Here is a 16,079-nt window from a genome sequence, read left to right as displayed (position 1 = left end):
TCAGGGAATGCGCAGCCCCGGCAGCGGCCACGCCCGCCGCGGCATGCGGGCCTGCTCGAACGGGTAGCCCAGGGAGACGTCGACGTGGGGCACCCCGTCGACGATGATCTCCTCCGGCATGTGCAGGTGCCCGTGGACGACGCCGACGGCCCGGTAGTCCCGGGCGAAGGAGCGCGTCAGCGTGGTGCCGCACCACAGGGCCATCTCGTGTTGGCGCATCCGCCGGGTGGGTTCGACCACGAGCGGCCAGTGGTTGACCAGCAGCGTCGGGCCGTCAACCTCCGCCAGGCGGGTGCGTGAGTAGGCGACGCGTTCGGCGCACCACGCCTCGACGTCGACATAGGGGGCGATGAACAGCTCGTCGTCGAGGGTGGCGCGGGCGGAGCGGGCGTCGATAAGCGCGTCGACGGCGGTGACGCCCTCCGGCCGGAACGAGTAGTCGTACAGGGTGAACAACGGGGCGACGGTGACGTCGCCGAAGACCGGGAACGGGTCCTCCGGCGTATCGACGCCCACCTCCCGCAGCAGCTCCACGAGACGGTCGTACCGCGCGCGACCCTGATAACGGTCCTCGCGGCGCGCGAAGAGCTCGTGGTTGCCGGGGCACCACACCACACGCGCAAAACGTCGCCGGAGACGGGCGAGGGTGTCGACGACCACGTCGATACTCTCGGCCACGTCTCCGGCGACGATGAGCCAGTCCCCCTCCTCCGCGGGCGCGAGGCGCTCGACGCGCTCGCGGTTGGCGGGGAAGGTGACGTGCAGGTCAGAGACCAGCCACAAGGTGCTCATGCACCCCGAGACTAGTCGCGCGGGACCTCGACCATCTCGAAGACCTCGAGCTTGTCGTCGATCTGGATGTCCGGGTAGGACAGGACCATACCGCACTCGTAACCGGCGTTGACCTCGGTGACATCGTCCTTCTCGCGTCGCAGGGACTCGATCTTGACGTTGTCGGCGATGACGTTGCCGTCGCGGACCAGGCGGCCCGAGGCGTTGCGACGCACCTTGCCGGACTCCACCATGCAACCTGCGATGAGGCCGACAGCGGAGGCCTTGAAGATCGCGCGGATCTCGGCGACACCGATCTCCTTCTCCTCGTAGACCGGCTTCAGCATGCCCTTGAGAGCAGCCTCGACCTCCTCGATGGCGCGGTAGATGACGGTGTAGTAGCGGATGTCCACACCCTCGGCGTTGGCCTCCTCGGTGGCCTTGCCCTCGGAACGCACGTTGAACGCGATGATCACGGCGTCCGACGCGGCGGCGAGCGAGACGTTGGTCTGCGTGACGGCACCGACACCGCGGTCGATGATGTTGAGCTCGACCTCGTCGTCCATCTCGATCTTGAGCAGGGACTCCTCCAGGGCCTCCACCGAACCGGCATTGTCGCCCTTGAGGATGAGGTTGAGGACGCTGGTCTCCTTGAGAACGGCATCCAGATCCTCGAGGGAGACGCGCTTGCGGGCCTTGGCCTGCATGGCGGAACGCTTGCGGGCGTCACGCTGCGCGGCGATCTGGCGTGCGACACGGTCGTCCTCGACGACGAGCAGGTTGTCGCCGGCGCCGGGGACGCCGTTGAGGCCCTGCATCTGGACCGGACGGGACGGACCCGCCTCATCCACATCGTTGCCGTGCTCGTCGATCATGCGACGGACGCGGCCGTAGGTGTCACCCACGACGACGGAGTCCCCGACGCGGAGGGTACCGCGCTGGACCAGGACGGTGGCCACCGGGCCACGACCACGGTCGAGATGCGCCTCGATGGCGACACCCTGGGCGTCCATCTCCGGGTTGGCACGCAGATCCAGGGAAGCGTCCGCGGTGAGGACGACAGCCTCGAGCAGCTCATCGATGTTGATGTTCTGCTTCGCGGAGATGTCGACGAACATGGTGTCGCCGCCGTACTCCTCCGGCACCAGGCCGTACTCGGTGAGCTGGCCACGGATCTTGTCCGGGGAGGCCTCCGGCTTGTCGATCTTGTTCACCGCCACCACGATCGGCACGTCAGCGGCCTTCGCGTGGTTGATGGCCTCCACCGTCTGCGGCATGACGCCGTCATCGGCGGCCACGACGAGAATCGCGATATCGGTGGACTTGGCACCACGGGCACGCATGGCCGTGAAGGCCTCGTGACCCGGGGTATCCAGGAAGGTGATCTTCCGCTCGCGGTCATCGACGACGCGCTTGATCTGGTACGCACCGATGCCCTGGGTGATGCCGCCGGCCTCACCCGCGCCGACCTCAGCCTTACGGATGGTGTCGAGCAGTCGGGTCTTACCGTGGTCGACGTGACCCATGACGGTGACCACCGGCGGGCGCTTGGCCAGATCGTCCTCGTCGCCCTCGTCCTCACCGAACTGCAGGTCGAAGGACTCGAGGAGCTCGCGGTCCTCGTCCTCCGGGGAGACGACCTCGACGTTGTAGTTGATCTCGGCACCGAGCAGCTGGAGGGTCTCCTCCGGCACGGCTGCGGTGGCGGTGATCATCTCACCGAGGTTGAACAGCGCCTGGACCAGTGCGGCCGGATCGGCGTTGATCTTCTCGGCGAAATCGGACAGGGAGGCACCACGGCGCAGACGGACGGTCGAACCGCCGCCATCGGGCAGGCGAACGCCACCGATGACGTTCGGGGCCTGCATTGCCTCGTACTCGGAGCGCTTCTGACGCTTCGACTTACGTCCGCGACGCGGTGCGCCGCCCGGACGTCCGAAGGCACCGGCGGTGCCACCGCGACGTCCGCCGCCGCGGAAACCGCCGCCACCGCCACCGGGGCCACCCGGTCCACGGCCACCGGCACCACCGCGGCCACGACCGCCGGCACCGGCCGCCTTCTGCGGCATCTGGCCCGGGGTCGGAGCCTGGGAGGTCGGCATCATGGCCGGCGACGGACGACGACCGCCGCCCTGTGCCGGACGGTCAGCGCCGCCCTGGCCCTGACCCTGCGGACGCGGGCCACCCTGGCCACGGCCACCGGGGCGCGGACCGCCCTGGCCACGACCGCCGCCCGGACGCGGTGCCGGACGGTCCCCACCACCGGTGGAGAAGGGGTTGTTGGCCACGCGCGGGCGACCGCCCGGACGCGGCATCGGGCGCGGCATGGCGCCGCCGCCCGGCTTCGGAGCGCCACCCGGCTTGGGGGCACCGCCCGGCTTCGGGGCGTCGGACTTCGCGGCGGCCGGCTTCGGGGCGGCCTGCGGCTTGGGAGCTGCAGCCGGCTTCGGGGCGGCCTGCGGCTTCGGTGCTGCAGCCGGCTTCGGGGCGGCCTGCGGCTTCGGTGCTGCAGCCGGCTTCGGCGCGGCGGCAGGCTTGGGTGCGGCGGCCGGCTTCGGGCCGGCCTGCGGCTTCGGTGCCGGACCCGGCTTCGGGCCGGGCTTCGGGGCACCTGCGGACGGCTTGGCTGCGGAATCGCCGGAGCCGCCGTCCTTCTTCTCGTAGAGAGCCTCCATCTTCCGGACCACGGGGGGTTCGACGGTCGACGAGGCGGTCTTCACGAACTCGCCCTGCTCCTTGAGCGTGGCGAGCAGTTCCTTGCTGGTTACGCCGAGCTTCTTCGCAAGCTCATGTACGCGTAGCTTTCCGGGCACTTTACTCCTCTGGTTGTTGCTAGAGATCGAGTGTCAAGCCCCGGAAAGGGAACTCGACCTCTAGATGATGTCTGTGACGTTCATCGCTGATGCTTCATCGTGCAGTGCTCATCAGTGTTCGGTCTTCCTTACAATGTCGGGTCCGGCAGCGGTTGCTGCGAGGTACGTACGCACGTGACCTGTGTCCAGGCTTGTCCCGGACACCCGGAGCGCCCGCCCGAAGGCGCGGCGCTGTTCCGCCAGCTCGAGTGCTTCGATGTTCGGGGTGATCCAGGCTCCCCTCCCGGGGAGCGACCGGCCCGGGTCCGCCAGGAGGCGGGCCGGATCGGAGGGATCAGTAACCACCCGGAGCAGCTCCGTATCGGGCTTTCGCTCGCGGGTGGCGATGCAGGTACGTACGCGGATCTCGCGGGGTGCGCGGGTCAGCGTCATTCGTCTCCTACACAGGTGTGAACATCAACGGCACGTGGGCCATCCGACAGTTTACCCTATTTTCACCTGAAATTGAACTGCCGTCAGCAGTCGGCTCAGTTGATGTCGGAGTGGATGTCGATCTTCCATCCGGTGAGGCGGGCGGCGAGGCGGGCATTCTGCCCCTCGCGGCCGATGGCCAGCGAGAGCTGGTAATCCGGCACGGTGACCTTGGCGGTCTGGGCCTCGGGGTCGATGATCTCGACGTTGACCACCTTGGAGGGGGCCAGCGCATTGCCGACGTAGGTCGCCGGGTCCTCGGACCAGTCGATGATGTCGATCTTCTCGCCGCCCAGCTCGTTCATGATGTTGGTCACGCGCTGGCCGCGGGGGCCGATGCAGGCACCCTTGGCGTTGAGTCCCTTGACCTTGCCGGTGACGGCCACCTTGGAACGGTGGCCGGCCTCACGGGCGATGCCGAGGATCTCGACGGACCCGTCGGCGACCTCGGGGATCTCCAGCTCGAAGAGGCCGCGGACCAGCTCGGGGTGGGTGCGGGAGAGGTTGACCTGGACGTTGCGCGGGCCCTTGTTCACGCCGACGATGTACGCCTTGACGCGGTCGCCGTGCTCGAGCTTCTCGCCGGGGATCTGCTCGGCGGGCAGGAGGATGCCGTCCTGCGGATCGGCCTCGGTGCCCAGCTGGACGATGACGATGCCGCGGGAGTTGGCGGTGTCGTCCTTCTGCACGACGCCGGAGACGACGCGGCCCTCGAAGGACTGGTACTCGTCGAAGAGGCGGACGTTCTCGGCCTCGCGGAGGCGGCGGACGATCGCGTCGCGGACGGCTCCGGCGGCGATGCGGGCGAAGTTGTCCGGGGTGTCGTCGTACTCGGAGGCGACCTCGCCGTCGTCGTCAAGCTCGGTGGCGATGACGGCGACGGAGCCGGTGTCCTTGTCGATGTCCACGCGGGCGCGGGTCTCGCTCTCCTCGCCGCGGTACTCGCGGTACGCGTGGATGAGTGCGCTGCCGATCGTCTGGAGCATGTCATCCACCGGGATGCCCTTGTCCTTCTCGATGGTGGTCAGCGCAGCCATGTCGATATTCACTTGTTGTCCTCCTGCCAGGCGAGCGCCTGGTCGTAGTCAAGTCCGGTCAGCTCGGTTTCTGCCGCCGGGGGATTCGAGAATTCAATTTCTACCACTGCGCGGGGGGTTTCGGAAAACTCCAGCACGCGCATCTCGCGGTCCTTCTTCACGGTGCGCACGAGCACCACGCCGGACTCGTCCGGGGCGAGGGCGCCGACGCGCCACGTCGACTTCTTCCCGTCCTCGAGCAGTGCGACGAGGCGGCCGCGGTTGCGGCGCCAATGGCGCGGGGCGGTGAGCGGGGCGTCGACACCCGGGGTGGAGACCTCCAGGGTGTAGCCGGCGCCGAGGTTGACCTCGCCGCGGTCCTCGGCGGCGTCGAGAAGCATGGACACCTCCTGGGAGACCTGCTCCAGCAGGTCGAGGTCCGGGCGGATGTCCGAATCCACGAAGATCCCGACCACCGACTTCCGGCCCGCGCGGGTCACCTTCACGCCCTCGATGTCGAGGCCGCACGCGTCGGTGACCGGGGTGATGAGGCTGATCAGTTCTGCTTCTCCGGGGAATGCCATGCCCACCAGCCTATCGCGGGTAGGGTGTGCGCTGTGAACCGTCGCCTCCTCCCCTTCGTGCTCGTGCCGCTGCTCGCCTCCTGTTCGGTGGAGATGCTCGGCCCGCGCCCGAACCCGGAGCTGTCGACGCTGGCGGATCAGGCCCACGCCACCGGCCGGGCCGCCGACGCCGCCGAGCTGGAGGCCGAGATCGCCCGCCTGTGCGGCACCCACGAGGACGGCACCGTCCCCACCTCCTGTGACTACGTGCCCACGCCGGTGGAGGAGGCGGACGCCTTCGAGGTGACCGTCGCCGCCGTCGACGACGTGCCCGCCGAATCCCGTGACCTCGTCGCCCGGCAGGCCGTTGCCCTGGCCGCCGGGGAGGCTGCACCGGTGCCACTGTCGGAGGCCGCCGCCGAGCAGGCCCGCGCGCTGCTGCGCACCGAGTACGCCCACGTGTACGGACTTCAGGTGGCGCAGGCGTTCCACGGGGACGTCGAGACACTCATCGACGCCGCCGAGACGCGAATCACAGCCCTGCGCGAAGTGCTCGCTCCGGCCGGGGACGTGCCCGTCGCGGAACCGGGGTACGCGGTCAGCGGCGAACTCTCCCCTGGTGACGAGGGGTTTGTGACGGCGCTCGTGGCGGAGCGCGACGCGGCGTGGCTCAACGCGGTGAGTGACGCGGACAACGACGGGTGGCGCGCATGGCTCGCGCGCGTCGCGTAGCTTTCCGACACTATGTTGCCATCGGTACTCTGTGACTAGTGAGTACAACTACCGCCCGGGCCTTCCGCTGGCTCGCCCTTCTTCTCATTGCCCTCGCGGGTGCCTCGATGTCCTTCGGGTCAGCCGAGACCCCCTCCGACCCCACCGCCATGGCCCCGGACGACGTCGACTCCACACGCGTCGCCCAGATCCTGCAGGAACGCCCCGGTGACAACGGCGGCGCCGCGCTCGTCCTGTTCACCAGCGACGACCCCCTCGACATGCAGGCCCTTGCCCCCAAGGCCGAGGAACTCGGCGGGCCACTCATCCCCAACGAGGACATGACCGCCGCCATGGTGCCGGTCGAGGTCGCGTCCGAGGGACTGACGGACAACGTCGACAAGATCAACGAACTGCGTGCCGACGCCGCCGCCGACCTCCCCGACGGCGTCACCGCCCAGGTCACCGGCCCCGCCGCCATCGAGGGTGACCTCTCCGGCGTGTTCTCCGGCGCCAACCTCTTGCTGCTCGCCGTGACCGGCATCATCGTCGCGGTCCTGCTCATCGTCACCTACCGCTCCCCCGTCCTGTGGATCCTGCCGCTGCTCGTCATCGGCATCGCCGACCGCGTCGCCGCCACCACCTACACCTGGGCCCTCGACGCCCTCGGCGCCGTGTGGAACGAGTCGACCGCCGGCATCCTCTCCGTCCTCGTCTTCGGCGCGGGCACCAACTACGCCCTGCTGCTCATCTCCCGCTACCGCGACGAACTCCACCGCCACGAGGACCGCTTCGCCGCGATGGCGCAGGCCTGGGGCCCGACCGTCAAGACGATCTTCGCCTCCGCCGTCACCGTCATCCTCGGCGTCGCCTGCCTCCTGCTCTCCGCCGTGCCCACCACCCGTGGCCTGGGCCTGGCGTCCATGTTCGGCATCGGCATCGCCTTCCTCTTCGCCGTGTTCGTCCTCCCCGGCGTGCTGCTGTTCTTCGGCCGCTGGATCTTCTGGCCCAAGATCCCGCGCGTCGGCACCGACGTCAACCACCGCTTCTGGGACCGCATCGGCAACGTCGTGCGCTCCAAGCCTGTCATGCTCAGCGTCGTCGCCATGATCTTCCTCGCCATCGCCAGCGTCGGAGCCCTGCAGATCCGCACCGGCCTCACCCAGGCGGAGCAGTTCATCGAGACCCCCGAGTCCATCGCCGCCGCCGAGGTCCTCGAGGAGAAGTTCCCCGACCAGCAGGCCACCCCGGCCATCATCGCCACCCAGGAGCCCGAGCGCGTCACCGCCGTCCTCGAGGACGAGGGCGCCTCCGTCATCCCGCAGGAGCCCGCCGGCGACTGGGACATCCTCCAGGTCTCGGGCGGCACCACCGAGGAACTCCGCTCCTCCCTCGAGGGCACCGACGCACTCGTCGGCGGCGAGGAGGCCGAGCTCCACGACACCGAGCAGTCCGCCGCCGAGGACCGCACCCTCATCTTCCCGGTCATCCTGCTCGTCCTGCTCATCGCCCTGATGATCCTGCTGCGCTCCATCCTGGCGCCGGTGATCATGACCGCGACCGTGCTCATCACCAACATCGCCGCCCTGGGCCTGGGCTGGTGGATCTCCACCGGCATCCTCGGGTTCTCCAGCTTCGACGCCCTCACCCCCCTGTACTCCTTCGTGTTCCTCGTGGCGCTGGGCATCGACTACTCCATCTTCCTCATCACCCGCGCCCGTGAGGAGGCCCGCGTGGTGGGCACCCAGGAGGGCGTCCTGCGCTCCCTGTCCTCCACCGGTGGCGTCATCACCTCGGCCGGTATCCTCCTGGCCGCCGTGTTCGCCGCACTCGGTGTCCTGCCGCTGGTCGTCCTGGCGCAGGTGGGTATCGTGATCTTCATCGGCGTGCTCCTGGACACCCTCATCGTCCGTACCATCCTCATCCCGGCGGTCGTCCAGCTGCTGGGCGAGAAGTTCTGGTGGCCGGGCAAGGTGAAGCCGAAGAAGCAGGCCGGTGACGAGCAGGTCGTCGCCACCGCCGCCTCCGAGCTGTAGCCGTGACACCCGGTCGTATTTCCTGACGTGACTCCGGCCACTATCAGGAAATGACCTGGGCATATAAGAAGACGCGCACTCGTATTTGTCGACAAATACGAGTGCGCGTCTTCTTGTGCTTGCGGTCTACCCGCGCACGAGCTCCTGCACCTTCGCCACGGCCTCGTCAGCCGGGATCTCGAGGGTCTCGCCGCCACGCACCCGCAGCTCGACGATGCCGTCCGCGAAGGAACGACCGAGCACCACGGCGAAAGGCATGCCCAGCAGCTCGGCGTCCTTGAACTTCACGCCCGGGGAGACCTTGGGGCGGTCGTCGAAAAGCACCTCGATGCCGGCGTCATCGAGCTCACCGGCGAGGCGCTCGCCGGCCTCCATGGCGGCGGCGTCCTTGTTCGCGACGACCACGTGCACCTGGTACGGAGCGACCTCGACGGGCCAGTTGAGGCCCTTGTCGTCGTGGCGCTGCTCCGCGAGGACGGCCATGAGGCGAGAGACGCCGATGCCGTAGGAGCCCATGGTGGGCACGGACCGCTTGCCGGACTCGTCGAGGATCTGCACGTCGAAGGCCTCGGTGTACTTGCGGCCGAGCTGGAAGATGTGGCCGATCTCGATGCCGCGCTCGAGCGTGAGGGTGCCCTGGCCCTCCGGCGCGGGGTCGCCCTCGCGGATCTTGGCGGCCTCAATGTAGCCGTCGACCTCGAAGTCGCGGCCGGCGACGAGGCCGACGACGTGGCGATTGGGGGCGTCGGCACCCGTGATCCAGGCGGTGCCGGGCACGACGCGCGGGTCGGCGAGCACGCGGACGCCGTTGGCGGCCAGGCCGCGCGGGCCGACGTAGCCGCGGACGAGGAAGGGGTTCTTCCGGAAGTCCGCGTCCTCCGCCATGGCGACCTCGGACGGCTCGAGGGAGGCCGCGAGGCGCTTCATGTCGACCTCGCGGTCACCGGGGACGAGCACGCCGAGCAGCTCCGGCTCCTCGCCGGGCGCGGTGACCTTGACCACCACGCACTTGAGGGTGTCGGCGGCGGTTACGTCCAGCCCCTCGCCGCGGGCCCACTCCACGAGGGTGGCGATGGTCTCTGCATCCGGCGTGTCGTACTCGACGGCCTCCGGCTGGCCCTCGATGGGCTTCTCGACGCCCGGCTGGGTGACCACGGCCTCCACGTTCGCGGCGTAGGAACCATCGGTGGCACGGACGAAGGTGTCCTCGCCGTTCTCACTCACGGCCAGGAACTCCTCGGACGCCGAACCGCCCATCGCGCCGGAGGTGGCCTGGCAGATGGCGTAGGAGACGCCGAGACGGTCGAAGATCGCCTGGTAGGCCCGGCGGTGGGCGGCGTAGGACTCGTCGAGCCCCGCGTCCGACATGTCGAAGGAGTAGGAGTCCTTCATCACGAACTCACGCCCGCGCAGGATGCCCGCGCGCGGACGCTCCTCGTCGCGGTACTTCGTCTGGATCTGGTACAGCGTGACCGGGAAATCCTTGTACGAGGAGTACAGGTCCTTGACGGTCTGGGTGAACATCTCCTCGTGCGTGGGCCCGAGGAGCATGTCGTTGTCCTTGCGGTCCTTGAGGCGGAAGAGGTGGTCGCCGTACTCGGTCCAGCGGTTGGTCCTCTCGTAGGGCTCGCGCGGCAGCAGCGCCGGGAACAGCAGCTCCTGGCCGCCGATGGCGTTCATCTCCTCGCGCACGACGTCCTCGATCTTGCGCAGCGTGCGCAGGCCCAGCGGCAGCCAGGAGTACACACCGGGGGCGGCACGGCGGATGTACCCGGCGCGGACGAGCAGCTTGTGGCTGGGCACTTCGGCATCAGCCGGGTCTTCGCGCAGCGTGCGAAGGAACAGCGAGGACAGACGTGTGATCATGGTGTCAGACTTTACCCGCTACCCTTGTGCCCATGCTGATCGTCCTCCCTCCTTCCGAAACCAAGGCCCCCGGCGGCTCCGGCCCCGCTCTTGACCTGGAGGGACTGAGCTTTCCGACGCTCACTCCCGTGCGTTCCGCACTCATCGACGAGCTCTCCGGCCTCGAGGTCGCCGACGCGATGGCGGTGCTCGGGATCTCCGAGAAACTCCGCCCGGAGGCGGAGGCCAACCGTGAGTTGCGCACGTCCCCGACAATGCCCGCCCTGCACCGCTACACGGGCGTGCTTTTCGACGCCCTGTCCGCCCCCACCCTGCCCGAGCTCGCGTGGGACCGTCTCGCCGTCGGCTCGGCGCTGTTCGGTGTCGTCCGCGCCGGCGACCTCATCCCCCGCTACCGGCTCTCCGGCGGCACGAAGCTCGACGAACGCACCATGCGCTCCCGGTGGGGCCGGCTCATCACCGAGGCTCTGGCGGAGGAGGACTTCGTCGTCGACCTGCGCTCCGGCGCCTACCAGCAGCTGGGCAGAGTGCCCGGGGCCGTGACCGTGCGCGTGGAGAAGGACGGCAAGGTGGTCAGCCACTTCAACAAGCACTACAAGGGCGAACTGGCCCGGGTGCTGGCGAGCGCGCCGGCCGCGGCCTCCTCCGCCGCGGACGTCGTCGACATCGCCCGCGCGGCCGGGCTGGACATTTCCCCGACCTCCGCGACGGAGCTGACGCTTGTAGTGTGACCGGCATGACCCGCGTCGCCGTCCTCTCCCCCTCCTTCGCCGCTCCCGGCGCGTACCCGTCCGTCCACGAACAGGCCCTGGAGCGCCTGCGCGCGCTGGGGCTCGAGCCGGTGGAGTTCCCCACCACCCGCCAGGTCGGTGCCTCCCCGGAGGACCGCGCCCGGGACATCACCGCCGCCTTCGCCGACGGCTCCATCGCGGCGGTCCTCGCCTCGGTCGGCGGGAACGACCAGATCACCGTCACCCGGCACCTGGACGCGGAGGTCATCCGGGCGAATCCGAAGCCCTTCCTCGGGTACAGCGACAACACCAACCTGCTCAACCTGCTGTGGCAGCTGGGCGTCCCCGGTTTCTACGGCGGATCGACGCAGGTGCAGATCGGTCCCGGCCCGTACGTGGAGGACTACCACCTCATCTCCTTCCTCGCCGCCCTGCGCGGCGCGGGGGAGATCGAGGTGACGCTGCCCGCCGACTCCGAGGACCACGGCCCCGACTGGGACGACCCGCGAGCCCTCACGGAGTTCGGGCACCGGACCCCGTGCGACCCGCTGGAGTGGTTCGGCCCGCCACGGATCGTCGAGGGCCGCACGTGGGGCGGGTGTCTGGAGGTGCTCGCCCAGCTGGGGATCGCGGGGAGGTTCCCGGGCGTCGGGAAGCTGCAAGGGGGCATCCTGCTGCTCGAGGCCTCCGAGCGGCTCACCCCCACGGACGTGGTGACCGACATCGTCCGCGCTCTCGGGGAGGGCGGGATCCTCGGTGCCGTCGACGGCGTGATGCTCGCCCGCACCCCCACCACCAGCCTGGACACCGATGCAACCCTGTCCCGACGGGAGCAGATCGACATCGTCGCCGACACCGTCCGCCGCTACAACCCGGACGCGGTGATGTGCGCCGGTGTGCCGTTCGGACACACCCGGCCGCAGTGGATCCTGCCCTACGGCGGGAGGGTGCGGCTGGACGGCGTCGACAAGCGGGTCGTCGCCGACTACGCGTTTTCTGGATTTATGCAAGCCTAAGTGGTGTAGTTGATGCCATGGGTAGTGATGCAGACATAAGGAAGGTCGCCGTCCTCTCCCCCTCGAAGGCGGCGCCCCCACTCGGTCCGGAGGTCCACGAGCAGGCCATGCGACGCCTGCGTGAGGAGTTCGGACTCGAGCCCGTCGAATACCCCACCACCCGCGAATTCGAGTCCTACCCGGAGGACCGCGCCCGCGACATCATGGCCGCGTTCGCCGACCCGGAGATCGAGGCGATCTTCACCACCCTGGGTGGCGACGACCAGGTCACCGTCATCCCCTTCCTCGACCCGGACGTCATCGCCGCGAACCCCAAGCCATTCTTCGGTTACAGCGACAACACCAACATCCTCAACCTGCTCCACAGCCTGGGCATCCGCGCCTTCCACGGCGGCAACACCCAGGTGCAGATCGGTGCCGGCCCGCGTATCGACGACATCACCGCCACCTCCCTCCACGCCGCCCTCGACGGCACCGGCGTCCTGGAGATCACCGACCCCGGCGAGTCCGAGGACCACGGCATCCTCTGGTCCGACCCCCTCGCCCTCGAGGTCAACGGCCTGCGCGAATCGACGAAACCGTGGCGCTGGGCCGGCCCCGCCCGGCGCGTCTCCGGCCGCACCTGGGGAGGCTGCTTCGAGGTCATCACGCAGATGTCGCTCGCCGACCGCGTCCCGCGCGCCGAGGACCTCGAGGGTGCGATCCTCATGCTCGAGGCCTCCCAGCGTCTCACCAACACCCACGGGATCATGGAGATCGTCCGCGCCCTCGGCGAGGCCGACATCATCGGCGCCGTGCAGGGCGTCATGGTGGCCCGGCCCCCGTCACGCAGCCTCTTCCTCCCCGAGTACCGCGACCGCGAGGAACAGTACGACGCCGTCATCGAGCAGGTCACCCTGTACAACCCGGAGGCCGTCGTCGTGTGCGGCGTCCCCTTCGGCCACACGCGCCCGCAGTGGATCCTCCCCTACGGCGGTGAGGTCATCCTCGACGGCGAGCAGCAGCGGATCTTCGCCGATTACAGCTAGCCCCCTTCAGGGGTGGTGGATACGTGCCCTGGATCATATCGCGAGAGATCATCGCTGGACAGGGGGATAATCCGGGCATCCGTTGTGCCTCGAAAAGGAATCCGATGCGTCTCCGACTCGTTCTTCTTCTCTCCGCCCCGTTGCTTCTCACCGCCTGCGGAGGAACCGCCGACAGCAGCCCTGCCACCCTCACCGAAACCGTGGTCAGCACGGTCGAGGTCACCTCGATGGTCACTTCCACGGTGACGGAGACAGAAACCGAGACCGAGACCGAGACTGAAACTGAGACAGTGATGGCGGAGCCGCCGGCCCCGGAACCGGCCCCCGCCCCGGTGGAGGCGAACCTCGACACCGTTCCGCAGGGTTTCGCGTCGATCCCCGACCCCGCACCGGCCGCGACGGCCACACACTACGCGAACTGCGCAGCCGCACGAGCCGCCGGTGCAGCCCCGGTATACGCGGGCCAGCCCGGATACGGTCGCCACCTGGACCGCGATGGTGACGGAATCGGCTGCGAGTAGCAGCCCGCACGTACTGGCGTACTCCGATTACCACGGCATCCGGAGAATCCCCAGGTCGCCGAAGGCCCCAGAGGACAAACGGGTACGCCGGCACGCGGCCTCCTCCCCCGCTGACATTTATCAATTTATCAACTAGCCTCGGGGGCATGAGAAACCCCTTCCGGCCCACCTTCGGAGCCAGCCCCTACCACTGGGCCGGCCGTTCGGTCGTACTCGAGGAGTTCGCCCGAAGTCTGGACGGGTACCCGGGCGAGCCGTCGAGGAGCATGGTCATCGACGGGGCCCGCGGCATCGGCAAGACCGTCCTGCTCACCGAACTCGAGGACATCGCCGCCCAGCACGGTTGGATCGTGCTGCGCGCGACGGGCCGGGAGGATTCGGTCCGCACGCTCGTCGACACGACCATCCCGGCGAAGATCGCCGAACTCACCCCACCTGCCGGGCGGACGGTGACGGCGGTGCAGGTGAGCGGGTTCCGGGTCGACACCGAACTTCTCGACCCCACCGACCCCGTCCCCACCCTCGGGACCCGGATGCGGGATCTGCTGGGACTGCTGACCGGCACGGGCGTGCTCATCACCGTCGACGAGGTGCAGGACGCCGACCCGGACAACCTCTCCGCCATCGCGGTCACCCACCAGGACCTCATCCGCGACGACCACCACGTGGCGCTCGCCATGGCGGGCCTCACCCACGGGATCAACCGGCTCCTCGACCTGCCGGGCACGACCTTCCTGCGCCGCGCGCGCCGCTTCGAGCTGGGCCCGCTCACCGACGACGACGCCCGCGCCATCCTCCTGGCCACCGCAGAGGACAGCAAACCAATCGACGCCGACGCCGCCGACCTGGCCGTCGACATCGCCCGCGGCTACCCCTACCTGGTGCAGCTCGTCGGCTATCTGGCGTGGAACCGGGCGGGTGACCGCATCACCCGGGACGACGTCGCGGCGGTGCGGGAGGAGACCGTCCACACCATGGGCTCCCAGGTCCACGCCCCCTCCCTCAAGGGTGTGCCGCCGGCACAGATGGCGTATCTGCGCGCCATGGCCGACCTCATCGGCGACGCCCCCGATGTGTCCAGCACGGAGGTGGCGGAACGGATCGGCAAGAAGCCGAATGAGGCCACCGACACCAGAGGCAAGCTGCTGGATCGGGGCCTCATCGAGGCGCCGGCGTGGGGGCGCGTGGCGTTCACGCTCCCCTACCTGGCGGAGTTCCTGCGGACGGACAACCGCACTCAGCGGGTGAGCTGACGCGCACCGGAGTGGATGCCCAGTGCGGCGATGGCCGCGGTGGCGACCATGACGGCGGTCATCGCGACCGGCTGGGACATGCCCGCCGCGGCGGCCACGCCGACCAGCGGGGAGAGCACGCCGGCCATGATGAACTGACCGGAGCCCATGAACGCCGAGGCGGAGCCGGTGACGGCACCCGCACGGGAGATCGCCAGGGCGGAGTTGTTCGCGAAGTTGATGCCCATCGACGCGACGACGACGAAGAGTCCGACGAGGATGAACCAGCGGTTGGCGTCGGCAAGCGCGGCGGCGAGCAGGAAGACGGTGGCGGCGAGCAGCACGGTGTTGCCCACCTTGGCCAGGCGCAGCGGGCCGACCTTCTTGACGATCTTCGCGTTGGTCAGCGCCACGATGAACATGCCGGTCGTGTTGACGGCGAAGATGAGCGCGAACTGCACCGGGGTGAAGCCGTAGTGCTCCTGGAGGATGAACGGAGAGGCGGAGACGTAGGCGAACATCGTCGAGAAGCTGAAGATGAAGCCGAGGGTGAAACCGACGTAGGCGCGGTCCTTGAGCAGGCCGCCCATGGTGGTGAACAGCGGCCGGAGCCCGCCGCCCGTGCGCTTCTCGACGGGCATCGTCTCCGGGATCCACCTGAGCACAGCCAGGGCGGTGATGAGGTTGAGCACCACGAGCAGCCAGAACACGCCGCGCCAGCCGACGGAGTCGACGACGAGGCCACCGACGATGGGGCCGATCACCGGGGCCGCGCCACCGATGAGCATGAGCAGCGAGAACACGCGGGCCAGTTCCGGCCCCTTGGCCAAGTCACCGGCGACGGCGCGGGCGAGCACCACCGCGGTGCCGCCGGCCAGGCCCATGATGAAGCGCGCGGCGAACAACACCCAGGCGTGAGTGGCCAGGGCGGAGGCGACCGTGGCGACGACGAGCAGGAAGACGCCGGTGAGGAAGATGCCGCGGCGGCCGCGGGCGTCGGACAGCGGGCCCGTGACGAGCTGGCCGATGGCCATGCCGGCGAGGAAGAAGGTCAGCGTGAGCTGCGCGCCGGCCTGGGAGAGGTCGAGGTCGCGGCCGAGCTGCGGCAGGCCGGAGAGGTACATGTTGATCGACAGCGGTTCGACCGCCGAGACCAGCGCGAGGACGCCGAGAATGAGCGGCGGGATGAGCACCTTCTTACCGGATGGTGTGGACACCGGGGATACTGTAGTCGCCAATGGAATCTCCGTAGCTTAATGACAATCGTTTTTGGTTACTTGTCAACAATATATCATACCCACGGG

The 16,079-nt window shown here is 68.9% G+C and carries 14 protein-coding genes; 7 read left to right on the top strand and 7 right to left on the bottom strand.

What is annotated here, in order from left to right:
• The 5 genes from B9Y70_RS02755 to rimP form a co-directional block, all read right to left on the bottom strand.
• Positions 1-792 (bottom strand): metallophosphoesterase family protein, encoded by a 792-nt coding sequence (locus B9Y70_RS02755; protein WP_085548697.1) that lies wholly within the window; start codon positions 790-792, stop codon positions 1-3.
• A gap of 11 nt (positions 793-803) precedes the next feature.
• Positions 804-3,584, bottom strand: coding sequence for a translation initiation factor IF-2 (gene infB / locus B9Y70_RS02750; protein ID WP_085548696.1), 2,781 nt, complete (start codon positions 3,582-3,584; stop codon positions 804-806).
• Positions 3,585-3,695: 111 nt separating this feature from the next.
• Entirely contained in the window at positions 3,696-4,016 is a 321-nt protein-coding gene (locus tag B9Y70_RS02745) for a YlxR family protein (protein ID WP_085548695.1), read from the bottom strand.
• A 95-nt stretch (positions 4,017-4,111) separates the two neighbouring features.
• Positions 4,112-5,104 carry a transcription termination factor NusA gene (gene nusA / locus B9Y70_RS02740; protein WP_085548694.1) on the bottom strand — a complete coding sequence of 331 codons (993 nt, stop codon included), beginning with the start codon at positions 5,102-5,104 and terminating at the stop codon, positions 4,112-4,114.
• A complete protein-coding gene (gene rimP, locus B9Y70_RS02735; RefSeq protein ID WP_085548693.1) occupies positions 5,101-5,655 on the bottom strand; it encodes a ribosome maturation factor RimP in 555 nt (184 codons plus the stop codon). The genes nusA and rimP overlap by 4 nt, the downstream gene beginning before the upstream one ends.
• Before the next feature lie 33 nt (positions 5,656-5,688).
• Here rimP and B9Y70_RS02730 point away from each other — a divergent pair, with 33 nt between their 5' ends.
• Complete coding sequence (locus tag B9Y70_RS02730; protein ID WP_085548692.1) at positions 5,689-6,366, top strand: hypothetical protein; 678 nt, start codon at positions 5,689-5,691, stop codon at positions 6,364-6,366.
• Between the two features lie 38 nt (positions 6,367-6,404).
• Positions 6,405-8,381, top strand: a complete 1,977-nt coding sequence (locus B9Y70_RS02725) for an MMPL family transporter (protein ID WP_085548691.1) — start codon at positions 6,405-6,407, stop codon at positions 8,379-8,381.
• Positions 8,382-8,507: 126 nt separating this feature from the next.
• Here the strand turns inward: B9Y70_RS02725 and B9Y70_RS02720 are convergent, their stop codons facing one another.
• Positions 8,508-10,247, bottom strand: a complete 1,740-nt coding sequence (locus B9Y70_RS02720; RefSeq protein WP_085548690.1) for a proline--tRNA ligase — start codon at positions 10,245-10,247, stop codon at positions 8,508-8,510.
• A gap of 32 nt (positions 10,248-10,279) precedes the next feature.
• On the opposite strand from B9Y70_RS02720, the gene yaaA reads away from it, so the two are divergent.
• From yaaA to B9Y70_RS02695, 5 genes are all read left to right on the top strand, one after another.
• Complete coding sequence (gene yaaA / locus B9Y70_RS02715; protein WP_085548689.1) at positions 10,280-10,978, top strand: peroxide stress protein YaaA; 699 nt, start codon at positions 10,280-10,282, stop codon at positions 10,976-10,978.
• Between the two features lie 5 nt (positions 10,979-10,983).
• The gene (locus B9Y70_RS02710) at positions 10,984-11,994 is read left to right on the top strand and encodes a S66 family peptidase (RefSeq protein WP_085548829.1); all 1,011 of its coding nucleotides are present in this window, start codon (positions 10,984-10,986) and stop codon (positions 11,992-11,994) included.
• A 17-nt stretch (positions 11,995-12,011) separates the two neighbouring features.
• Complete coding sequence (locus tag B9Y70_RS02705; protein ID WP_085548688.1) at positions 12,012-13,022, top strand: S66 family peptidase; 1,011 nt, start codon at positions 12,012-12,014, stop codon at positions 13,020-13,022.
• Positions 13,023-13,126: 104 nt separating this feature from the next.
• Complete coding sequence (locus B9Y70_RS02700) at positions 13,127-13,543, top strand: excalibur calcium-binding domain-containing protein (RefSeq protein ID WP_085548687.1); 417 nt, start codon at positions 13,127-13,129, stop codon at positions 13,541-13,543.
• A gap of 146 nt (positions 13,544-13,689) precedes the next feature.
• Entirely contained in the window at positions 13,690-14,796 is a 1,107-nt protein-coding gene (locus B9Y70_RS02695) for an AAA family ATPase (protein ID WP_085548686.1), read from the top strand.
• Here B9Y70_RS02695 and B9Y70_RS02690 read toward each other — a convergent pair.
• Positions 14,781-15,992, bottom strand: a complete 1,212-nt coding sequence (locus tag B9Y70_RS02690; RefSeq protein ID WP_240309099.1) for a multidrug effflux MFS transporter — start codon at positions 15,990-15,992, stop codon at positions 14,781-14,783. The genes B9Y70_RS02695 and B9Y70_RS02690 overlap by 16 nt on opposite strands.
• Positions 15,993-16,079 lie beyond the last annotated feature (87 nt).

Source organism: Corynebacterium pollutisoli, from assembly GCF_900177745.1.
Classification (GTDB): domain Bacteria; phylum Actinomycetota; class Actinomycetes; order Mycobacteriales; family Mycobacteriaceae; genus Corynebacterium; species Corynebacterium pollutisoli.
The sequence above is the reverse complement of the archived record's forward strand: the minus strand, read 5'-3'. Positions and strand labels throughout refer to the sequence as shown.

What these genes read in the sequence shown, in the direction of transcription:
- B9Y70_RS02755 (WP_085548697.1), bottom strand. Translation starts at nt 792, where the DNA reads ATGAGCACCTTGTGGCTGGTCTCTGACCTGCACGTCACCTTCCCCGCC.
- B9Y70_RS02745 (WP_085548695.1), bottom strand. Translation starts at nt 4,016, where the DNA reads ATGACGCTGACCCGCGCACCCCGCGAGATCCGCGTACGTACCTGCATC.
- rimP (WP_085548693.1), bottom strand. Translation starts at nt 5,655, where the DNA reads ATGGCATTCCCCGGAGAAGCAGAACTGATCAGCCTCATCACCCCGGTC.
- B9Y70_RS02720 (WP_085548690.1), bottom strand. Translation starts at nt 10,247, where the DNA reads ATGATCACACGTCTGTCCTCGCTGTTCCTTCGCACGCTGCGCGAAGAC.
- yaaA (WP_085548689.1), top strand. Translation starts at nt 10,280, where the DNA reads ATGCTGATCGTCCTCCCTCCTTCCGAAACCAAGGCCCCCGGCGGCTCC.
- B9Y70_RS02710 (WP_085548829.1), top strand. Translation starts at nt 10,984, where the DNA reads ATGACCCGCGTCGCCGTCCTCTCCCCCTCCTTCGCCGCTCCCGGCGCG.
- B9Y70_RS02705 (WP_085548688.1), top strand. Translation starts at nt 12,012, where the DNA reads ATGGGTAGTGATGCAGACATAAGGAAGGTCGCCGTCCTCTCCCCCTCG.
- B9Y70_RS02700 (WP_085548687.1), top strand. Translation starts at nt 13,127, where the DNA reads ATGCGTCTCCGACTCGTTCTTCTTCTCTCCGCCCCGTTGCTTCTCACC.
- B9Y70_RS02695 (WP_085548686.1), top strand. Translation starts at nt 13,690, where the DNA reads ATGAGAAACCCCTTCCGGCCCACCTTCGGAGCCAGCCCCTACCACTGG.